Consider the following 15114-nt stretch of genomic DNA (forward strand, 5'->3'; position numbering starts at 1 on the left):
AAAATCTATGCAGGGGCCCGCTCGGACATGTGTTCCGAGCGGGCCCCTGCTGTTAGCTTGTGGCACTGAATAGTTTAGGCTTCGTCGACGATCTTAAGGCCGCGCGTGTGATCGATCTCGTTGAGGAGGTTAACGCGACGCTCGTGACGACCGCCCTCAAACTCGGCGTCGAGCCACTCGTCGACAATCATCTTGGCGAGCTCGGAGCCCACGACGCGGGCGCCAAAGGCGAGCACGTTGGTATTGTTGTGCATGCGGGAGAGCTTGGCGCTGAAGGGCTCGGAGCACACAACGGCGCGTACGCCCTCGACCTTGTTGGCAGCCAGGCTGATCCCGACACCGGTGCCACAGATGAGGATGCCCAGGTCGACGTCGCCGTTGGCAACGGCCTTACCCACCTTGTAGCCGGCGATGGGGTAGTCAAAGCTCTCGGAGGTGTCGGTGCCAAAGTTCACGACCTCGCAGCCGCGCTCCTTCAGGTGCTCGGAAATGATGTTCTTGAGCTCGACGGCGGCGTGGTCGTTACCGATACCGATCTTCATGGATGGTTCCTCTCTGGTCTGTGCGGCGCAAATGCTAAAGGTGTTTACCGCGTTCGACTGCATGATAGCGCGACTTTTGCGTAAACGCTCGAGCGTTTTTTGGTCAAACGCTTTAGCAGGCAACAAGACTGGCTTCTCGTGAATGAATGTCGTCAGTTTGCGCTTGAGCGCCGTCTGCCGGAACCATGGTTGCGGTTTTTGATGCATTGTTATCAAATAAAGGAGGTAACTTTTTTGAGAGCCCAGCCCGTTATGCAAGCAGGAGATACCTATGCCTACCGATTCCATCCGTGATGCCGCGTTTTGCGATGTTTTGAACCGCGAACTTGTCTGTGCACTCGGCTGCACCGAGCCCATTGCCGTTGCCTATGCAGCGGCGCTGGCGAGCCAGACGCTCGGTTGCGAGCCCGATCATATGGATGTTGCCTGCTCGGGCAACATCATCAAGAACGTTAAGAGCGTGACCGTGCCCAACTCGGGTGGTATGCACGGTATTGAGGCGGCAGCCGTGCTGGGTGCCGTGGGTGGCGACGCTAAGAGCGCTCTCGAGGTGTTCGAGAGCGTTAACGATGAAGACCGTGCACGCGTGGCCGAGCTCCTCGCCGACGCCGGCTACTGCGATGTGTCGCTTGTCGAGGGTGTGCCCAACCTCTACATCAAGGTGACTGCCACGGCCGGGGGCCATACCGCGGTCGTCGAGATTACCGATCATCACACCAATGTCACGTGCCATACGCTCGACGGTATTCCGGTATGCGGCAAGTCGGCGGGGGAGTGTGCCGCCTGCGCCGAGCGTGTGGTGGCCGAGCGGGCGGCGGATAAGGCCGACACGCCCATGTCGATTGAGTCCATCATCGACTTTATTGAGGACGGCGACATTGAGGACGCCCGCGCTGCCGTTGAGCGTCAGATTGAGCTGAATGGCGCGATCAGTGCCGAGGGCCTTGCGCACGCTTGGGGCGCCGAGGTGGGCCGCACGCTGCTGGGTGCTCGTGCCGATGACGTCGCCTGCCGTGCCCGTGCCCGTGCGGCCGCCGGGTCCGACGCCCGCATGAACGGCTGCGCGCTGCCGGTCGCCATTGTGTGCGGCTCGGGCAATCAGGGCATTACCTGCGCATTGCCCGTCATGGAGTATGCCGAGTACCTGCGTTGCGACCACGAGCGCCTGGTGCGCGCCGTGATGCTGTCCGATCTTATCGCCGTGCATATCAAGAGCTATATTGGTGCGCTCTCGGCGTTTTGCGGTGCTATTTGCGCCGCGTGCGGCGCCGGCGCTGCGATTACCTGGCTGTGCGGTGGCACGCGCGAGCAGATTGGCGCGACGGTCTCGAATACGCTCGGTAACGTGGGCGGCATCGTGTGCGACGGCGCCAAGGCGAGCTGTGCCGCCAAGATCTCGGCTGCCGTCGATGCGGCGATTCTGGGCCACGATATGGCTATGCAAGGTCGCGGCTTCCGCGCCGGCGAGGGCCTGATCCAGGATACCGTTGAGCAGACAATCGCCAGCATGGGCTACGTGGGCCGCGTGGGCATGAAGGACACCGACGTCGAGATCCTCAACATCATGATCGGCAAAACCCAGGTCTGTTAAGACAGTTCGTGGGCTACTTGGTGCTCGTAGAAGGCCTCGATTACGGCGTTAAAGTCGCGGGCGAAGTCTTCCATGGTTCCGCGCCAGGTGGCTCGGCTGGGCTTGCCTTGGCCCACAAAGGCGGTTTGGATGCCGCAATCGGGGGACGGGAAGTCGCGCTTGGGATCGTTGCCCACCATAAGGACCTCGTGCGGCTCGAGCCCCATCACCTGAAGCTGCTCTAGATAGTAGGTGGTATCGGGCTTGCAGCGGGTGGCGTTTCCCATGTGCGTCACGAGTTCAAAGGGGGCGTCGGCCAGGTCGCCCCAGCCCATGCGGCACTCGATGGCCCCCTGGGGAAAGCTGGGGTTGGTAAAGAGCGCGCAACGCAGTCCAGCGTCCTGTACGGCCTGGAGCGCGGCGTGCGCGCCCGGCATGGCGTGGGCGTTAATGACCTCGTCGTTCTTGTACGGAAGAACTTCGCGGTCATAGTAGGTAAACGCCTCGTAGATGAGGGGATCGGAGAGGCAGATCCCGCATCGGCGCTCGACCTCTTCTTGGTAAAACTCAAGATTGGTGCGGTTGTCCGTGCCGCTGCGGCGATTGGCGTTGAGGTCGACCAGGATGGTGCCGAGGCGCGCCATCGTGCCACCGCGGCTGCGGCGCCCGATATCCGTGAGCATCGAAGAGACATCCTTAAAATAGCGAAGGATGAACGCGTTGAGGTTGATGCTAAGAAGCGTTTCGTCCATATCGAAAACGACTGCTTTGAGCACGCGGGCACCTTTCTCGATAAATCGTTCCAGAATCGTTGGCTCCGGATACTTTACCCCAAAGCCAAATGCCTGGCTGGTTATCGTCAAGTTGTGGAGACGTGTGTTCATAAGATTACGAAAAAGTCTCCACACGAGTAAAAAATCGCAGTTCACGCTTGAAATCGAACCCATTTCCCCGTAACCTATACGAACGTGATTGCATAAGCGTCACATTAGTATCTGTCGGCTCCCGAGTGTTCCTAAACGTTGTGTGCTTGTCGCACCCTTCTGTAGGTCCTAGCAATCGGGGCCCCGTAGTTCGAAAGGGGTCCACCTTTGAGTGAGATTCAGAACTCGTCCATTTTCTCTCTTGACGATGTCAACGAGGAGGAGATGAACAACCTCATCGACGGTACGATTACCGACTTTGATGAGGGCGATCTCGTTAACGGCACTGTCGTTAAGATCGAGCATGACGAGGTGCTCGTTGACATCGGATTCAAGTCCGAGGGCGTTATCCCGGTCCGCGAGCTGTCCATCCGCAAGGACGCTAACCCTGCAGACATCGTTGCACTCGGTGATCCCATCGAGGCTCTGGTACTCCAGAAGGAGGACAAGGACGGTCGTCTGGTCCTGTCCAAGAAGCGTGCCGAGTACGAGCGTGCTTGGAACCGCATCGAGGAGAAGTTCAACTCCGGCGAGAACGTCGAGGGCGAGGTTATCGAGGTTGTCAAGGGCGGCCTGATCCTCGACATCGGCCTGCGTGGCTTCCTGCCCGCTTCCCTCGTCGACCTCCGTCGCGTCAAGGACCTCACCTCCTACATGGGCACCCGCATCGAGGCCCGCGTTATCGAGATGGACCGCAACCGCAACAACGTCGTCCTCTCCCGTCGCGTCGTGCTCGAGGAGTCCCGTAAGGCCGAGCGCTCCGAGATCCTGTCCAAGCTCAAGTCTGGCATGCGTCTCCAGGGCACCGTTTCCTCCATCGTCGACTTCGGCGCCTTCGTCGACCTCGGCGGTATCGACGGCCTCATCCACATCTCCGAGCTCTCCTGGAACCACGTCAACCATCCTTCCGAGGTTGTCAAGGTCGGCCAGGAGGTCGAGGTCGAGGTTCTCGACGTCGATCTCAACCGCGAGCGCATCTCCCTGGGTCTCAAGCAGACCACCGAGGATCCGTGGCGCGCACTGGTCAAGAAGTACCCCGTCGGCGCTATCGTCGAGGGCACTGTGACCAAGCTTGTCCCGTTCGGCGCTTTCGTCGACCTGGGCGAGGGCATCGAGGGCCTGGTGCACATCTCCGAGATGGCCAACAAGCACGTCGACCAGCCTTCTCAGGTCACCCACGTGGGCGACAAGGTTCAGGTCAAGGTCATGGAGATCGACCTCGACCGTCGTCGCATCTCCCTGTCCATGAAGTCTGCTGCTGAGACTCTGGGCGTCGAGATCGAGGTTACCCCGCTTCCTTCCGAGAAGAAGGACGAGGAGACCGACGCCGAGTAAATCGGTTTGACGATCACCTGTTTTAAGGGATCCGTCCGCAATGGACGGGTCCCTTTTTGCATTTGGTGTCGAAATGCGTAATACTGCCCGGGCTGTCCACAGGCTATCGGGTTGTCGGTGCATGAAAAATACCGACATCCCGCCTCGGGGAGGAGGCGGGAACGCACCGAGTAGACGGAGGGGTGCGGAGCGCGGTCGCGTCTCGACTGACGACGTTGCCCATCGACAACCCTATTGTACTGCATGGCGTGGTTCTTAGTTTATCGTGTCGAACGCTTGTGTTGTGCCATTGCCTGCGGCAACGGTGTGCTACACTCTTGCACTGCTGAGTGGGCCAGACGGTCGCGCGATGTGCTGTTTACAGCACGCGTGAGGAAAGTCCGGGCTCCAGAGGGCGGGATGCCGGCTAACGGCCGGGCGGAGTGATCCGACGGAAAGCGCCGCAGAAAAGAAGACTCCCACCTGCGCCGCAAGGCGTAAAGGGAAAAGCTGAAACGGTGGTGTAAGAGACCACCAGCGTCGTGGTAACACGGCGGCTTGGCAAGCCCCATCCGGAGCAAGCGCGAATAGGAACGCTATGGGCCGGCCCGGTCCGCGTTCGGGTAGCGTGCGTGGAGCTGCACGGTAACGTGCAGACAAGATAAATGACCGTTCACGACAGAACCCGGCTTATAGGCCCACTTGGCATTTTTGTTACCCTGACAATCGGTACGGCCTTTGCCGTATTATTGAGGCTGTTTGTTGCTTTGCTTGTTGTTGAGGGGCTTTGTTGGACAGCTATTTTACTCTGCAATTGAATATTGAGGCTTCGGGCGAGTTTGTGGACCGCAAGAGCCGGTTTATTGCCCAGCTGGTCCATATTGAGTCCGAGGATGAGGCGAATGCCTTTATCGAGATGGTTCGCAAGCGCCATTACGACGCTCGACACAATGTTCCCGCGTGGATTTTGGTCGATGGACGCGAGCGCCAGAGCGATGACGGCGAGCCGAGCCGCACGAGCGGTATGCCGACGCTCGAGGTGTTGCGCGGCGCAGGGCTCAAAAATGTTTGCTGCGTAGTGACGCGCTATTTTGGCGGCACGCTATTGGGGCCTGGTGGATTAGTGCGCGCCTATACCGCGGTGACGCAGGCGGCGGTGGCGGCCGCTCGGGAGGCTGGGCAGATCGTTGAGATGACGAGTGTCGTACCGGTTGACGTGCATGTGGCCTATCCGCAGTATGAGCAGGTGCTTCGTTTGGCGCAGGGTTCGGGTGCCAAGGTTTCGGATACCGATTACGCGGATGCCGTGACACTTCATTTGGTGTTTAAAGCGGGGGAGCAGGAGCCGTTTTGCGCTAAGATGCGCGAGCTTATGGCGGGGCGCGAGGAGATCGAGGTCGGCGCTCCCGAATTTGCCGAGTTCTAACGACGACGGCCGGCGTGCTTTTGGATGAATCCCAAGCGCGCCGGCCGTTGTTTTTATGTTGCTGCCGTTTACTCGGCGAGCTGCTTTAGCACATCGCAGGCGATCTCGATGGCATCGTCGATGCAACCGGGGCAGCTGCGGAGCGGACCCTTATCCGATCCGATGCCCTTGAGCGTGCCGCAGACGGTCGTCGTGTTCTTCTCGCCAAAACGCTTGGCGATCTCGCGCGACAGCTTGTAGGTCTGGCCCTTAGTCTTGGGATTTTCCATGCCGTCGCTCATTACAAAGCCCATGATGGCCACGGCGCCCGAGATGGCGCCGCAGGTTTCGGTCATGCCGCCCATGCCGGCGCCAAAGCCCTCGGTGAGGGTAAAGGCGACCTGGGGGTCGAGCCCGACGGCGGGCGCGAGCGTGCAGGCGACGGCCTGGGCGCAGTTAAAGCCGCGGGCGTGGTATTCGGCAGCCTGAGCCTGACAGGCGGTGATGTCGAGCTGGGCCGTATCGATTTGCTTCATCGTTGTCTCCTTGGTCACGGTGTACCCGCCTATGGTACCCGTGACGGGGCATGTAATCATCGAGAGCTTCTTGTATGCCTCGTTTTTATCTATCGAGCAAATGCCCAAGGCTTGAGATAAATACCCCTGATCAATTTGTCCCATAACCTACCTTGGGGATGGGTTGAGAGGGGTGCAGGGTAGCGGTATCGTGAACCGAATAAAACTAAAACCCAGGCAAGGGAGCTAGATATGAGCGAGCAGACCATCGGTACGACGTGTGTTCAGGGCGGTTATCGCCCGGGTGATGCAGAGCCGCGTCAGGTGCCTATCTACCAGTCAACCACGTGGAAGTACGATACGTCCGAGCACATGGGCAAGCTGTTCGACTTGGAGGAGTCGGGCTACTTCTATAGTCGTCTGCAGAATCCCACGTGCGATTTGGTTGCCGCCAAAATTTGCGAGATGGAGGGCGGTACCGCTGCGATGCTCACGAGCTCGGGCATGGCTGCGAACTTCCTTGCGATCTTTAACGTTGCCGGTGCCGGCGATCACGTGGTCGCGAGCTCTGCCATCTACGGCGGTACCTATAACCTGCTCGCCCATACCATGGAGCGCATGGGTCTGACCTGCACGTTCGTTGCCCCCGACTGCACCGATGAGGAGTTGGAGGCAGCCTTCCAACCCAACACCAAGCTCGTCTTTGGCGAGACGATCGCCAATCCCGCCCTCGCCGTGCTCGATATTGAGCGCTTTGCCAAGGCCGCGCACGACCACGGCGTGCCGCTGATGGTCGACAACACCTTCCCGACGCCCGTGATGTGCCGTCCCTTTGAGTGGGGCGCCGACATCGTTACGCACTCCACCACTAAGTACATGGATGGCCATGCGGCCTATCTGGGTGGCGTGATCGTCGACCACGGCCAGTTTGACTGGATGGCCCATGCGGACAAGTTCCCGGGTCTCACCACGCCCGACGAGAGCTACCACGGCGTGACGTATGCCGAGAAGTTCGGTCGCGAGGGCGCCTTCATTACCAAGGCCACCGCGCAGCTCATGCGCGACCTTGGTCCCATGCAGAACCCGCAAGCGGCGTTCTTCCTGAATAGCTCGCTCGAGAGCCTGCATGTGCGCATGCCGCGTCATTGCGAGAACGGCCTGGCCGTTGCCAAGTTCCTGCAGAGCCATCCCAAGGTACGCTTCGTGAGCTATCCGGGCCTGGAGGGCGACAAGTACTATGACCTGGCTCAGAAGTACATGCCCAACGGCACCTGCGGCGTTGTGAGCTTTGGCTTTAACGGTGGTCGCGCGGCGGCCGAGACCTTTATGAAGAGCCTCAAGCTCGCCCAGATCGCCACGCACGTGGCCGACGCCCGCACTTGTTGCCTGCATCCTGCTAACGCTACGCATCGCCAGATGAACGATGAAGAGCTCATCGCCTGTGGCATTTCCGCCGACATGGTACGCCTGTCGTGCGGCCTCGAGGACACGGCCGATCTGATTGCCGACCTTGAGCAGGCGCTCGAGCAGTGCTAGGCTAGCGTTCGCACAAGGCGCCGATGCTGGCAGAAAGCTTCGGCGACCTTTCGTTCCGATTCCGTAGGCGGGACCCCAATCGCGGCTGTTCGCAGGCGATTGGGGCCCCGTTTTTGCGTTGTGCCACTCGAAAGGATGGATATGGAGAAAACCGCTGAGCAGCTGCGCCGCGAACACATTGCCCTAGAGGGCGACACTCATGGCAAGAACAAATGGGCGATTCTGTTTACCGTGCTTATCATGACGTTTATGGTGTGTCTGGATTCGACCGTCGTGACCGTGGCGCTGCCCGTGATGCAAAAGGAGCTGGGCGTGGGCCTCGATCGCATTCAGCTGGTAAGCTCGGTGTATCTGCTTGCGACTTGCGTGGCTATGTTGCCGTTTGGCCGTCTGGGCGACGTGCGCGGCAAGGTGAATGTGTTCCAGCTGGGCGTCATCGTCTTTTCGGTCGGTTCGCTGCTGTGCGGCCTTTCGGCCTCGCTCGAGGTTCTTATCCTGGCACGTATTGTTCAGGGCGTCGGTTGCGCGGCGGCCATGGCTAACAACATGGGCATCATCACCGAGTCGTTTCCGGCGCGCGAACGAGGTCGTGCCATGGGTATTCTCGCGACCTTCGTGGCCCTCGGCATGATGTGTGGCCCCGTCCTCGGTGGCATGCTGGTGGCAAGCTTTCCCTGGGAGAGTATCTTCCTCATCAACCTGCCCATTGGCGTCATCTCGTTTATCGTGGGGCTCTACACGCTGCCGCATGTTAAGCCGGAGGCCGGCGAGCGCCCCATGTCCTTGATCGAGGCCGCTCGTCGCTGCTTTGCAAATTCGGCCTTCACCATCAACCTTGCCTGCATGCTCATCGTGTTCGTTGGTATCGGCGCATCCGAGTTTATTCTGCCGTTCTATTTTCAGGACGCCCACGGCTTTGGTTCTGACATTTCCGGACTGCTCTTTTTGGCGCTGCCGATGGTGAATGCCTTTATCGGTCCGCTTTCGGGTACGGTTTCGGACCGTGTTGGCTGTGAGGGTCCCACGGCGGTCGGCCTGGGCGTGTACGTGTGCGGCCTCTTTGCGGTAAGCACGCTCGACGAGCACTCTTCTATCCCTGTAATCGTGTGTTGCGTCGCGTTTATGTCGTGCGGCACGTCGATTTTCTAGAGCCCCAATAACTCGCTGTATATGGGCTCGGCTCCGCGCGAAGCGCTCGGTTTTGCGGGCAGCTTGGGCAGTTTGGCGCGCTACGCCGGCATGGCACTCGGCATTACGGTGGCGTCGAATATCCTGTATGGACAGATGAGCGTGGCGATGGGCGAGGCCGTGACCAGTTTTGTTGCGGGCCGTCCGGATGTGTTTTTGTTTGGTTTCCGTTCGGTGTTCTATGTGTTGATGGCTGTGGCCGCTGTGGGCTTTGCGCTCGCCATGGTGCGTTTGGTGAGGGTGCGCGCCCGCCATTAGCTTGTGGAGGTAGGCTTGCCACGAATCGGGCCTATCTACTTGTCTTGCGGCTTTATGGTGCGATGCGGCTTGTGGGACGGGCGGGGGTCGGTCCGTGGTAGACTATCGAACAACGTTTATTAATCGCGCGGTATCGTTGCCGCGAGAAGGGGTTGCGCCATGCAGGAGCTTGAGGATCGTATTCGCCATGACGGCATCGTAAAGGCCGGTAACGTCCTTAAGGTTGATGCCTTCCTCAACCACCAGTGCGACGTTGAACTGTTCGACCACATGGGCGCCGAGTGGGCCCGTCTGTTCGAGGGTGTCGAGATCAACAAGATCCTGACGATCGAGGCTTCGGGCATTGGCATGGCTTGCATCGCGGCCCAGCATTTTGGCGGCGTGCCGGTTGTCTTTGCCAAGAAGGCGCAGTCCATCAACCTCGACGGCGAGCAGTATGCCACGACCATCTACTCCTTTACCAAGCAGAAGGAGTACCCGGTCATCGTTGGCAAGCGCTTCCTGTCCGAGGGCGACAAGGTCCTGATTATCGACGACTTCCTGGCCAACGGCTGCGCGCTCGAGGGTCTTATCAAGATCTGCGAGGCTGCGGGTGCCGAGGTATCCGGTATTGGCATTGCGGTGGAGAAGGGCTTCCAGGGCGGTGGCGATAAGCTCCGCGAGCGCGGCTTCCGCGTCGAGAGCCTGGCCCGTATCGCCGATATGGACTGCGAGACCGGCGAGATCACCTTCGCCTAAGTGCGCAACACAAGCGATTGGTATGCGATGTGACAAAGGGACTGTCCCTTTGTCACATTTTTTGTATGAGGGGAGGTGTTGATATGGATGAGAACAAGATGGGATGGCGTGAGTATGCGCACTATGCCGAGATGTCGGTCGAGGAGTTGGCACGCGATTGCGAGGTTCAGGTGTTTCGCGCGACGGGCCCGGGCGGACAGGGCGTCAACACGACGGACTCGGCGGTGCGCATGAAGCATGGGCCCACGGGGATTACCGTGACGGCGCGCGAGAGCCGCAGTCAGTTCCAAAACCGTAGCAGCTGCCTGCGTAAGCTGCGCGCTGAGCTTGAGCGTCGCGGGCGTCCACCGCGCCGACGCGTAAAGACCAAGGTGCCTCAGCGCTCTCGCCAGCGCAGGCTCAATGACAAGCACTTCAACGCCATTAAAAAGGCCAACCGTCGCAAGCCGGGCAGCGACGAATAGCTTCCCCATAAGTTGCGGTGAAATAGGGACTGTTTTGCGGCTTTAACTGCATAAACAGTCCCTATTTCACCGCAACTTATGGGGGGTTAGCGGGTTGGGTGCCAGACTTCGAGAGCGGCGGGAAGGATGTCGACCTCGATGCGCGAGGCGACGATGGGCTCGCCGTCGGCTTGGATGGGGTAGTCTGGCTCCTCAAAAGTGAGCTCGGCATGGCGGCAGTGGCGCATGCGAACCGGTGGCAGCTTGGTGTGGTGGCCGTCTTTGGCCGAAAGGAACATGGGCAGGGCAACCGCGCGAGGGACGGGGCCGCAGGCGTAGCAGACGTCGAGTGTGCCGTCACAGGGGTCGGCATCGGGGCAGATGCGATAGCCCGAGCCATACGTAGGACCCAGCTGAATCGCCATGATGATCGCCCTCACGCGTTCGGCGGGCGCCTCGTCAAAGCTGACTGACATGGGGTAGTTGCGATAGCGTAGGCCAAACTGCTCAAGTCCCGAGAGAGTGTAGAGCGGCGCGCCCGTCAAGCCCGTCTTTTTGCGCAGCTCGGTGGTGCCAAGGCCGATGGCGGCATCGATGCCGACCGAAAGCGTCTGGTCGTAGTACTCAACGGAAGCCTCGCCGCTACCGCTTGCGGGGTTCCATGAGCGAATCTGCCCGATATCCTGACGCTGCAGCTCACAGGTGAGCAGCGCGCCAAAATCCTTGCCGGAGAAATCATCGATACCGAGCGTTTGGGCAAAATCGTTGCCGGAGCCCACGGGCAGGACGGCAAGGGCGGGCCGGACCGCCTCATCCTGCGTCATAAGCCCGTTGACGACCTCGTGGATCACGCCATCGCCGCCAAGGGTGATAACGGTGCGATAGCCCGTTGCCTGGGCGGCCAGTTCCTTGGCGTGTCCCATGCGCTCGGTTAGCACAAGGTCAAACTGGGATGCGCGCGCGGTCATATCCAAAAAGCGTTGCAGGCGCTCGGCAACCTCGTGCGCGGCGCCCGACTGGGCGGCTGGGTTGGCGATGATGAGCGTGCGACCAAAATCAGTTGCGTGCATGGGGCGACTCCCGGCGTGTGGCATGACAGTGCGGTCGCGCTCAGGTCGAATTGCCCCCGATTGTGGCTGCACGGCGATTATTACATCTACTCTATCAGGTCGTTGTGGCGCTCGATAGCATCCGCTACCGTACCGCCCTCATCCACAATAAGCGAACGGCGCTTGGGTGAGATGATGCGTTGGGCGGGGTACACGCCGCGGTGTCCGCCGGTTAGGTAGCTGATAAAGGCCACGATGACAAAGAACCCGGCGGCCGTGCCGTGGAACAGGTCGATGGCCATCATGCAGGTGGTGATGGGTACGTTGAGGCCGGCGCAGAACACGCCGAGCATGCCGAGAGCCGCCAGAAAACTGGGGTCGAGCCCGGTAAGGCAACCGATCCAGCCACCGAGTGCCGCACCGATGCCAAACAGGGGCGTGACCTCGCCGCCTTGGAAGCCGGCGCCCAGGGTGAGCGCCGTGACGACCAGCTTGATGGCTGCGTCCGCCAGGGTGGTGTTGCCGGCAAATCCGGCGCCGGAAAGCCATGTGGAAAGCCCGGCATACTTCCAGGCGTCGAGCATCGCGTAGGCCACGAGCACCACGAGTGCGCCTATGAGTGCGCGAACGAGGTAATTGGTGATAAAGCGACCGTACAGGCTCTTGACGGTTCGAACTGACCAGGCAAAGAGGCGTGCCGTCAGACCGAAGATAATGGCGCTGATAACAACGATGACAACCGTCCGTGGTGTCATGTTGGGAACGCTGGCGATAACATTCGCCTCGTACTCGGTACCCAGGGCGAGTGATGTAAAGTAGCCGGTAAACGAGGCGACCAGGCAGTAGATGCCCGCGGTGTAGTCGATCTTGCCGATAAAGCACATCTCCATGCCAAAGAAAGCTCCGGCAAGGGGCGAACCGAATACGGCGCCAAAGGCCGACGAGATGCCGGCGAGCATGAGGTCGTGGTGGTCATGCTTTTTGAGGTGGGCGAGGCTCGAGATGTTGCTGGCGATGGTGCCGCCAATCTGCACCGCAGCTCCCTCGCGACCGGCCGATCCGCCCGTTAGGTGCGTGAGCGTGGAGCAGACGAAGGTGAGGACGGCCATGCGCATATGGATGAGGCGTGTGCCCAGAGCGGAGTCGATGACCAGGTTGTTGCCACGCTTGGCGGCAAGACCGTGATTTTTGTACACCCATGCGGTGGCAACGCCCACAACGGGAAGCAAGGCGTAGACCCACACATGGTGCTCGCGATAGTCGGTCGCGATATTCAACGAGGCCAAAAACGCCCAAGCGGCAACGCCCATGGCGAGCGAGACGATGACGACGAGTACGAGCAACTTAGCGCTCGCAAGTAGGTTGCGGGCGTTGCGGCGCGTGTCGGCAGCCAAGAGATGCTCGGAGCGGGTAAGTTGATGCCTGCCTGCCATGATGACGTCATTAAGGGAGAAAAAGCCGCCGTCGTCGAGCGGCTGGGAATGATCCTGCGCTTTGTTTGCGCTTTCGGGTTTGTCGTTATGAGCCATACGTTCCTCTTTTAGGTTGCAACGCAAGCATTATAAAACGCGGTAAACGCGACGAGCCGGTGGGTTGGTTTCCATTCTGTTTCGCGGCCTGCAACCGACAGGTGTATTTGCGGGTACAGGCCGAGTCGCGGTCGTGCGTTGGGGGATTATACTGAGACAAGCATAAAGAATTGGCGCCCCTGTTGTGCGCTGTGGCATTAAGAGGTGCATATGGCAGAGAAACTCATTCCACTGGAGGACGCACAGTCGATTGTCCTGTCGCACGTTGCTCCGACCGATCTCGTCGAGATTCCCGTGTGGCAGGCGGCTGGTTTTCCCTTGGCCGAGGACGCGGTGGCCGATATCGATATCTCGCCGTTTGCCAACAGCGCTATGGACGGATATGCCGTGCGCTCGGCGGACTTGGTGCAGGCATCTGGCGAGGCGCCGGTGACGCTCGACGTTATCGGACACGAGGCCGCGGGCCATGTGTTTGAGGGCGCAATCGGTGCGGGCGAGGCGGTCCGCATCATGACAGGCGCGCCGGTGCCCGAGGGTGCCGATGCCGTGGTGAAGTACGAGATCGTCGATGTGCTCGACGGTGACGGCAACGAGGGCTCGCACGTTCGCTTTTCGGCGCCGGCCAAGGTAGGGGAGAACGTTCGCTCTGCTGCCGAGGAGGCCCATTCCGGCGATGTTGTGATGCGTGCTGGAGAGGTTGTGGCCCCGGCGGGCGCGGGTCTGCTGGCAAGCGCCGGGTATGCAAGCGTGAAGGTGCACGCCGCGCCGCGCGTGGGCATTATCTCGCTGGGGACGGAACTGGTCGCACCGAGTAAGGTACCGGCGCGCGGTCAGATTCGCGACTCCAACTCGTCGGCGTTGATGGCCGAGGCGCTCGATGCAGGAGCCGAGCCCGTGTTCTACGGCATTGCGCCCGACGATGAGCAGGCGATCGCCGAACTGGTGCATCGTGCCGTGCAGGAGTGCGATTTTGTCATTACGAGCGGTGGCGCCTCGGCGGGCGATTACGACTATGTGACGGCGCTCGTCCGGCGCGAGGGCGAGGTGCTGTTTGACCGCATCTCGATGCGTCCGGGCAAGGCCATCACGTTTGGCTTGCTCGGGGGTAAGCCCTACCTGGGGCTTTCAGGCAATCCGGCCGCGGCGTATGTGGGCTTTGAGATGCTCGCCCGCCCGGCGATTCGCAAGATGCGCGGCTTTGCCGAGGGTGCGCGTCCCGTGCAGCAGGCGACGCTCACACACGGCGTAAAAAAGCGACAGCATCGCCGCTTTTTCGATCGCGCCACGGTTTTGCGCGACCCCGAGACCGGTGAGTTGTTGGTGACCGAGGCTAAGACACAGAATTCGGCGCTGCTTGGAACTATGCAGCGTGCGAACAGCCTGTTGCGTATTGACGAAGGACCGTGCGACCTTGCGGCGGGCGACGTCGTGGATGTCGTGCGTGTCGACCTGCCTGAGGGCACGGTGCTATAGGAGGAATGCTATGGAGCTGAAGATTTCGATTGTGACGTGCTCGGATACGCGTGATCTTGCTCAGGACGAGGCCGGAGCCGCACTCGAGGAACTTATCGAGGCGCAGGGCTGGACGGTCGCCTCACATGTGGTCGTGCGCGACGACGTCAGCGAGATCGGTGATGCCATCGTGGAGGCCGCCGATGAGTGCCACGCCAATGTCGTGCTCACCTGCGGCGGCACGGGGCTTTCGATGCGCGATGTAACGCCCGAGGCGACGCGTTCCGTCTGCGACCGCGATGTGCCGGGTATTGCTGAGGCAATTCGTGCCTACTCCATGACCAAGACACGCCGCGCTATGCTCTCGCGCGCTATTTGCATGCAACGAGGTCATACGCTTGTCGTAAACTTTCCCGGTTCTACGAAGGCCGCCCGCGAAAGCTGGGAGGCCATAGCGGACCAGCTGGAGCATGCGGCTCAGATGACAGCGGGCGGCGGACATACCAACTAAGCGGTTTACCTGCGGCGGGGCGACCTGAACGGCTGCTCCGCTTTTGTTTTCCGCCGAAGCGACGCCGAGGTGCACGGTAACTTGAAACTATATTCTCTGGCGAGAATAATTTCTCACTATCATTATTCGCGCAGAAGTATA

At 60.3% G+C, this 15114-nt stretch carries 14 protein-coding genes, 1 other RNA gene and 1 pseudogene; 11 read left to right on the forward strand and 5 right to left on the reverse strand.

What is annotated here, in order from left to right; all coding sequences use genetic code 11:
* Nucleotides 1–74: 74 nt before the first annotated feature.
* Nucleotides 75–542 carry a ribose 5-phosphate isomerase B gene (gene rpiB, locus AAA021_RS03360; protein ID WP_035138007.1) on the reverse strand — a complete coding sequence of 156 codons (468 nt, stop codon included), beginning with the start codon at nt 540–542 and terminating at the stop codon, nt 75–77.
* A gap of 271 nt (nt 543–813) precedes the next feature.
* On the opposite strand from rpiB, the gene AAA021_RS03365 reads away from it, so the two are divergent.
* Nucleotides 814–2133 (forward strand): L-serine ammonia-lyase, iron-sulfur-dependent, subunit alpha, encoded by a 1320-nt coding sequence (locus tag AAA021_RS03365; protein WP_349087978.1) that lies wholly within the window; start codon nt 814–816, stop codon nt 2131–2133.
* Here the strand turns inward: AAA021_RS03365 and AAA021_RS03370 are convergent.
* Entirely contained in the window at nt 2130–2888 is a 759-nt protein-coding gene (locus AAA021_RS03370) for an HAD family hydrolase (protein WP_349087980.1), read from the reverse strand. The two genes, AAA021_RS03365 and AAA021_RS03370, sit on opposite strands and share 4 nt — an antisense overlap.
* Before the next feature lie 315 nt (nt 2889–3203).
* Here AAA021_RS03370 and rpsA point away from each other — a divergent pair, with 315 nt between their 5' ends.
* The 3 genes from rpsA (at nt 3204) to AAA021_RS03385 (ending at nt 5775) form a co-directional block, all read left to right on the forward strand.
* Entirely contained in the window at nt 3204–4370 is a 1167-nt protein-coding gene (gene rpsA, locus AAA021_RS03375; protein ID WP_022095232.1) for a 30S ribosomal protein S1, read from the forward strand.
* 326 nt (nt 4371–4696) lie between these two features.
* Nucleotides 4697–5058: RNase P RNA component class A (gene rnpB / locus AAA021_RS03380), an RNA gene on the forward strand.
* A gap of 78 nt (nt 5059–5136) precedes the next feature.
* The gene (locus AAA021_RS03385) at nt 5137–5775 is read left to right on the forward strand and encodes a YigZ family protein (protein ID WP_349087982.1); all 639 of its coding nucleotides are present in this window, start codon (nt 5137–5139) and stop codon (nt 5773–5775) included.
* 68 nt (nt 5776–5843) lie between these two features.
* Here the strand turns inward: AAA021_RS03385 and AAA021_RS03390 are convergent, their stop codons facing one another.
* Nucleotides 5844–6290, reverse strand: coding sequence for a C-GCAxxG-C-C family protein (locus AAA021_RS03390; protein ID WP_329737890.1), 447 nt, complete (start codon nt 6288–6290; stop codon nt 5844–5846).
* Between the two features lie 231 nt (nt 6291–6521).
* Between AAA021_RS03390 and AAA021_RS03395 the strand changes: the two genes are divergently transcribed.
* From AAA021_RS03395 to AAA021_RS03415, 5 genes and pseudogenes are all read left to right on the forward strand, one after another.
* Nucleotides 6522–7805, forward strand: a complete 1284-nt coding sequence (locus AAA021_RS03395; protein WP_349087984.1) for an O-acetylhomoserine aminocarboxypropyltransferase/cysteine synthase family protein — start codon at nt 6522–6524, stop codon at nt 7803–7805.
* Between the two features lie 141 nt (nt 7806–7946).
* Entirely contained in the window at nt 7947–8954 is a 1008-nt protein-coding gene (locus AAA021_RS03400) for an MFS transporter (protein ID WP_349087986.1), read from the forward strand.
* Nucleotides 8955–8975: 21 nt separating this feature from the next.
* Nucleotides 8976–9251, forward strand: coding sequence for a hypothetical protein (locus AAA021_RS03405; RefSeq protein ID WP_349087987.1), 276 nt, complete (start codon nt 8976–8978; stop codon nt 9249–9251).
* A gap of 159 nt (nt 9252–9410) precedes the next feature.
* Nucleotides 9411–9989, forward strand: a complete 579-nt coding sequence (locus AAA021_RS03410) for a xanthine phosphoribosyltransferase (protein WP_022095227.1) — start codon at nt 9411–9413, stop codon at nt 9987–9989.
* Nucleotides 9990–10141: 152 nt separating this feature from the next.
* A pseudogene (locus AAA021_RS03415) lies at nt 10142–10453 on the forward strand (peptide chain release factor-like protein); the annotation flags it as partial.
* An 86-nt stretch (nt 10454–10539) separates the two neighbouring features.
* Here AAA021_RS03415 and AAA021_RS03420 read toward each other — a convergent pair.
* Together AAA021_RS03420 and AAA021_RS03425 are read right to left on the reverse strand one after the other, a co-directional pair.
* On the reverse strand, nt 10540–11502 hold the full coding sequence (locus AAA021_RS03420) for a diacylglycerol kinase family protein (RefSeq protein ID WP_349087990.1): 963 nt from the start codon (nt 11500–11502) through the stop codon (nt 10540–10542).
* A gap of 86 nt (nt 11503–11588) precedes the next feature.
* Nucleotides 11589–13010, reverse strand: coding sequence for a chloride channel protein (locus AAA021_RS03425; RefSeq protein ID WP_349087992.1), 1422 nt, complete (start codon nt 13008–13010; stop codon nt 11589–11591).
* A gap of 210 nt (nt 13011–13220) precedes the next feature.
* Here AAA021_RS03425 and glp point away from each other — a divergent pair, with 210 nt between their 5' ends.
* Together glp and AAA021_RS03435 are read left to right on the forward strand one after the other, a co-directional pair.
* On the forward strand, nt 13221–14483 hold the full coding sequence (glp, locus tag AAA021_RS03430) for a gephyrin-like molybdotransferase Glp (RefSeq protein ID WP_349087994.1): 1263 nt from the start codon (nt 13221–13223) through the stop codon (nt 14481–14483).
* A gap of 10 nt (nt 14484–14493) precedes the next feature.
* Nucleotides 14494–14973: a MogA/MoaB family molybdenum cofactor biosynthesis protein gene (locus tag AAA021_RS03435; protein ID WP_349087996.1), complete on the forward strand. Its 480-nt coding sequence runs from the start codon at nt 14494–14496 to the stop codon at nt 14971–14973.
* The last annotated feature ends 141 nt before the right edge of the window (nt 14974–15114 follow it).

The organism is Collinsella sp. CLA-JM-H32 (assembly GCF_040098165.1).
Lineage (GTDB): Bacteria > Actinomycetota > Coriobacteriia > Coriobacteriales > Coriobacteriaceae > Collinsella.

What these genes read in the sequence shown, in the direction of transcription:
- rpiB (WP_035138007.1), bottom strand. Translation starts at nt 542, where the DNA reads ATGAAGATCGGTATCGGTAACGACCACGCCGCCGTCGAGCTCAAGAAC.
- AAA021_RS03420 (WP_349087990.1), bottom strand. Translation starts at nt 11,502, where the DNA reads ATGCACGCAACTGATTTTGGTCGCACGCTCATCATCGCCAACCCAGCC.
- AAA021_RS03405 (WP_349087987.1), top strand. Translation starts at nt 8,976, where the DNA reads ATGGGCTCGGCTCCGCGCGAAGCGCTCGGTTTTGCGGGCAGCTTGGGC.
- AAA021_RS03390 (WP_329737890.1), bottom strand. Translation starts at nt 6,290, where the DNA reads ATGAAGCAAATCGATACGGCCCAGCTCGACATCACCGCCTGTCAGGCT.
- AAA021_RS03400 (WP_349087986.1), top strand. Translation starts at nt 7,947, where the DNA reads ATGGAGAAAACCGCTGAGCAGCTGCGCCGCGAACACATTGCCCTAGAG.
- AAA021_RS03365 (WP_349087978.1), top strand. Translation starts at nt 814, where the DNA reads ATGCCTACCGATTCCATCCGTGATGCCGCGTTTTGCGATGTTTTGAAC.
- glp (WP_349087994.1), top strand. Translation starts at nt 13,221, where the DNA reads ATGGCAGAGAAACTCATTCCACTGGAGGACGCACAGTCGATTGTCCTG.
- AAA021_RS03435 (WP_349087996.1), top strand. Translation starts at nt 14,494, where the DNA reads ATGGAGCTGAAGATTTCGATTGTGACGTGCTCGGATACGCGTGATCTT.
- AAA021_RS03425 (WP_349087992.1), bottom strand. Translation starts at nt 13,010, where the DNA reads ATGGCTCATAACGACAAACCCGAAAGCGCAAACAAAGCGCAGGATCAT.
- AAA021_RS03410 (WP_022095227.1), top strand. Translation starts at nt 9,411, where the DNA reads ATGCAGGAGCTTGAGGATCGTATTCGCCATGACGGCATCGTAAAGGCC.
- AAA021_RS03395 (WP_349087984.1), top strand. Translation starts at nt 6,522, where the DNA reads ATGAGCGAGCAGACCATCGGTACGACGTGTGTTCAGGGCGGTTATCGC.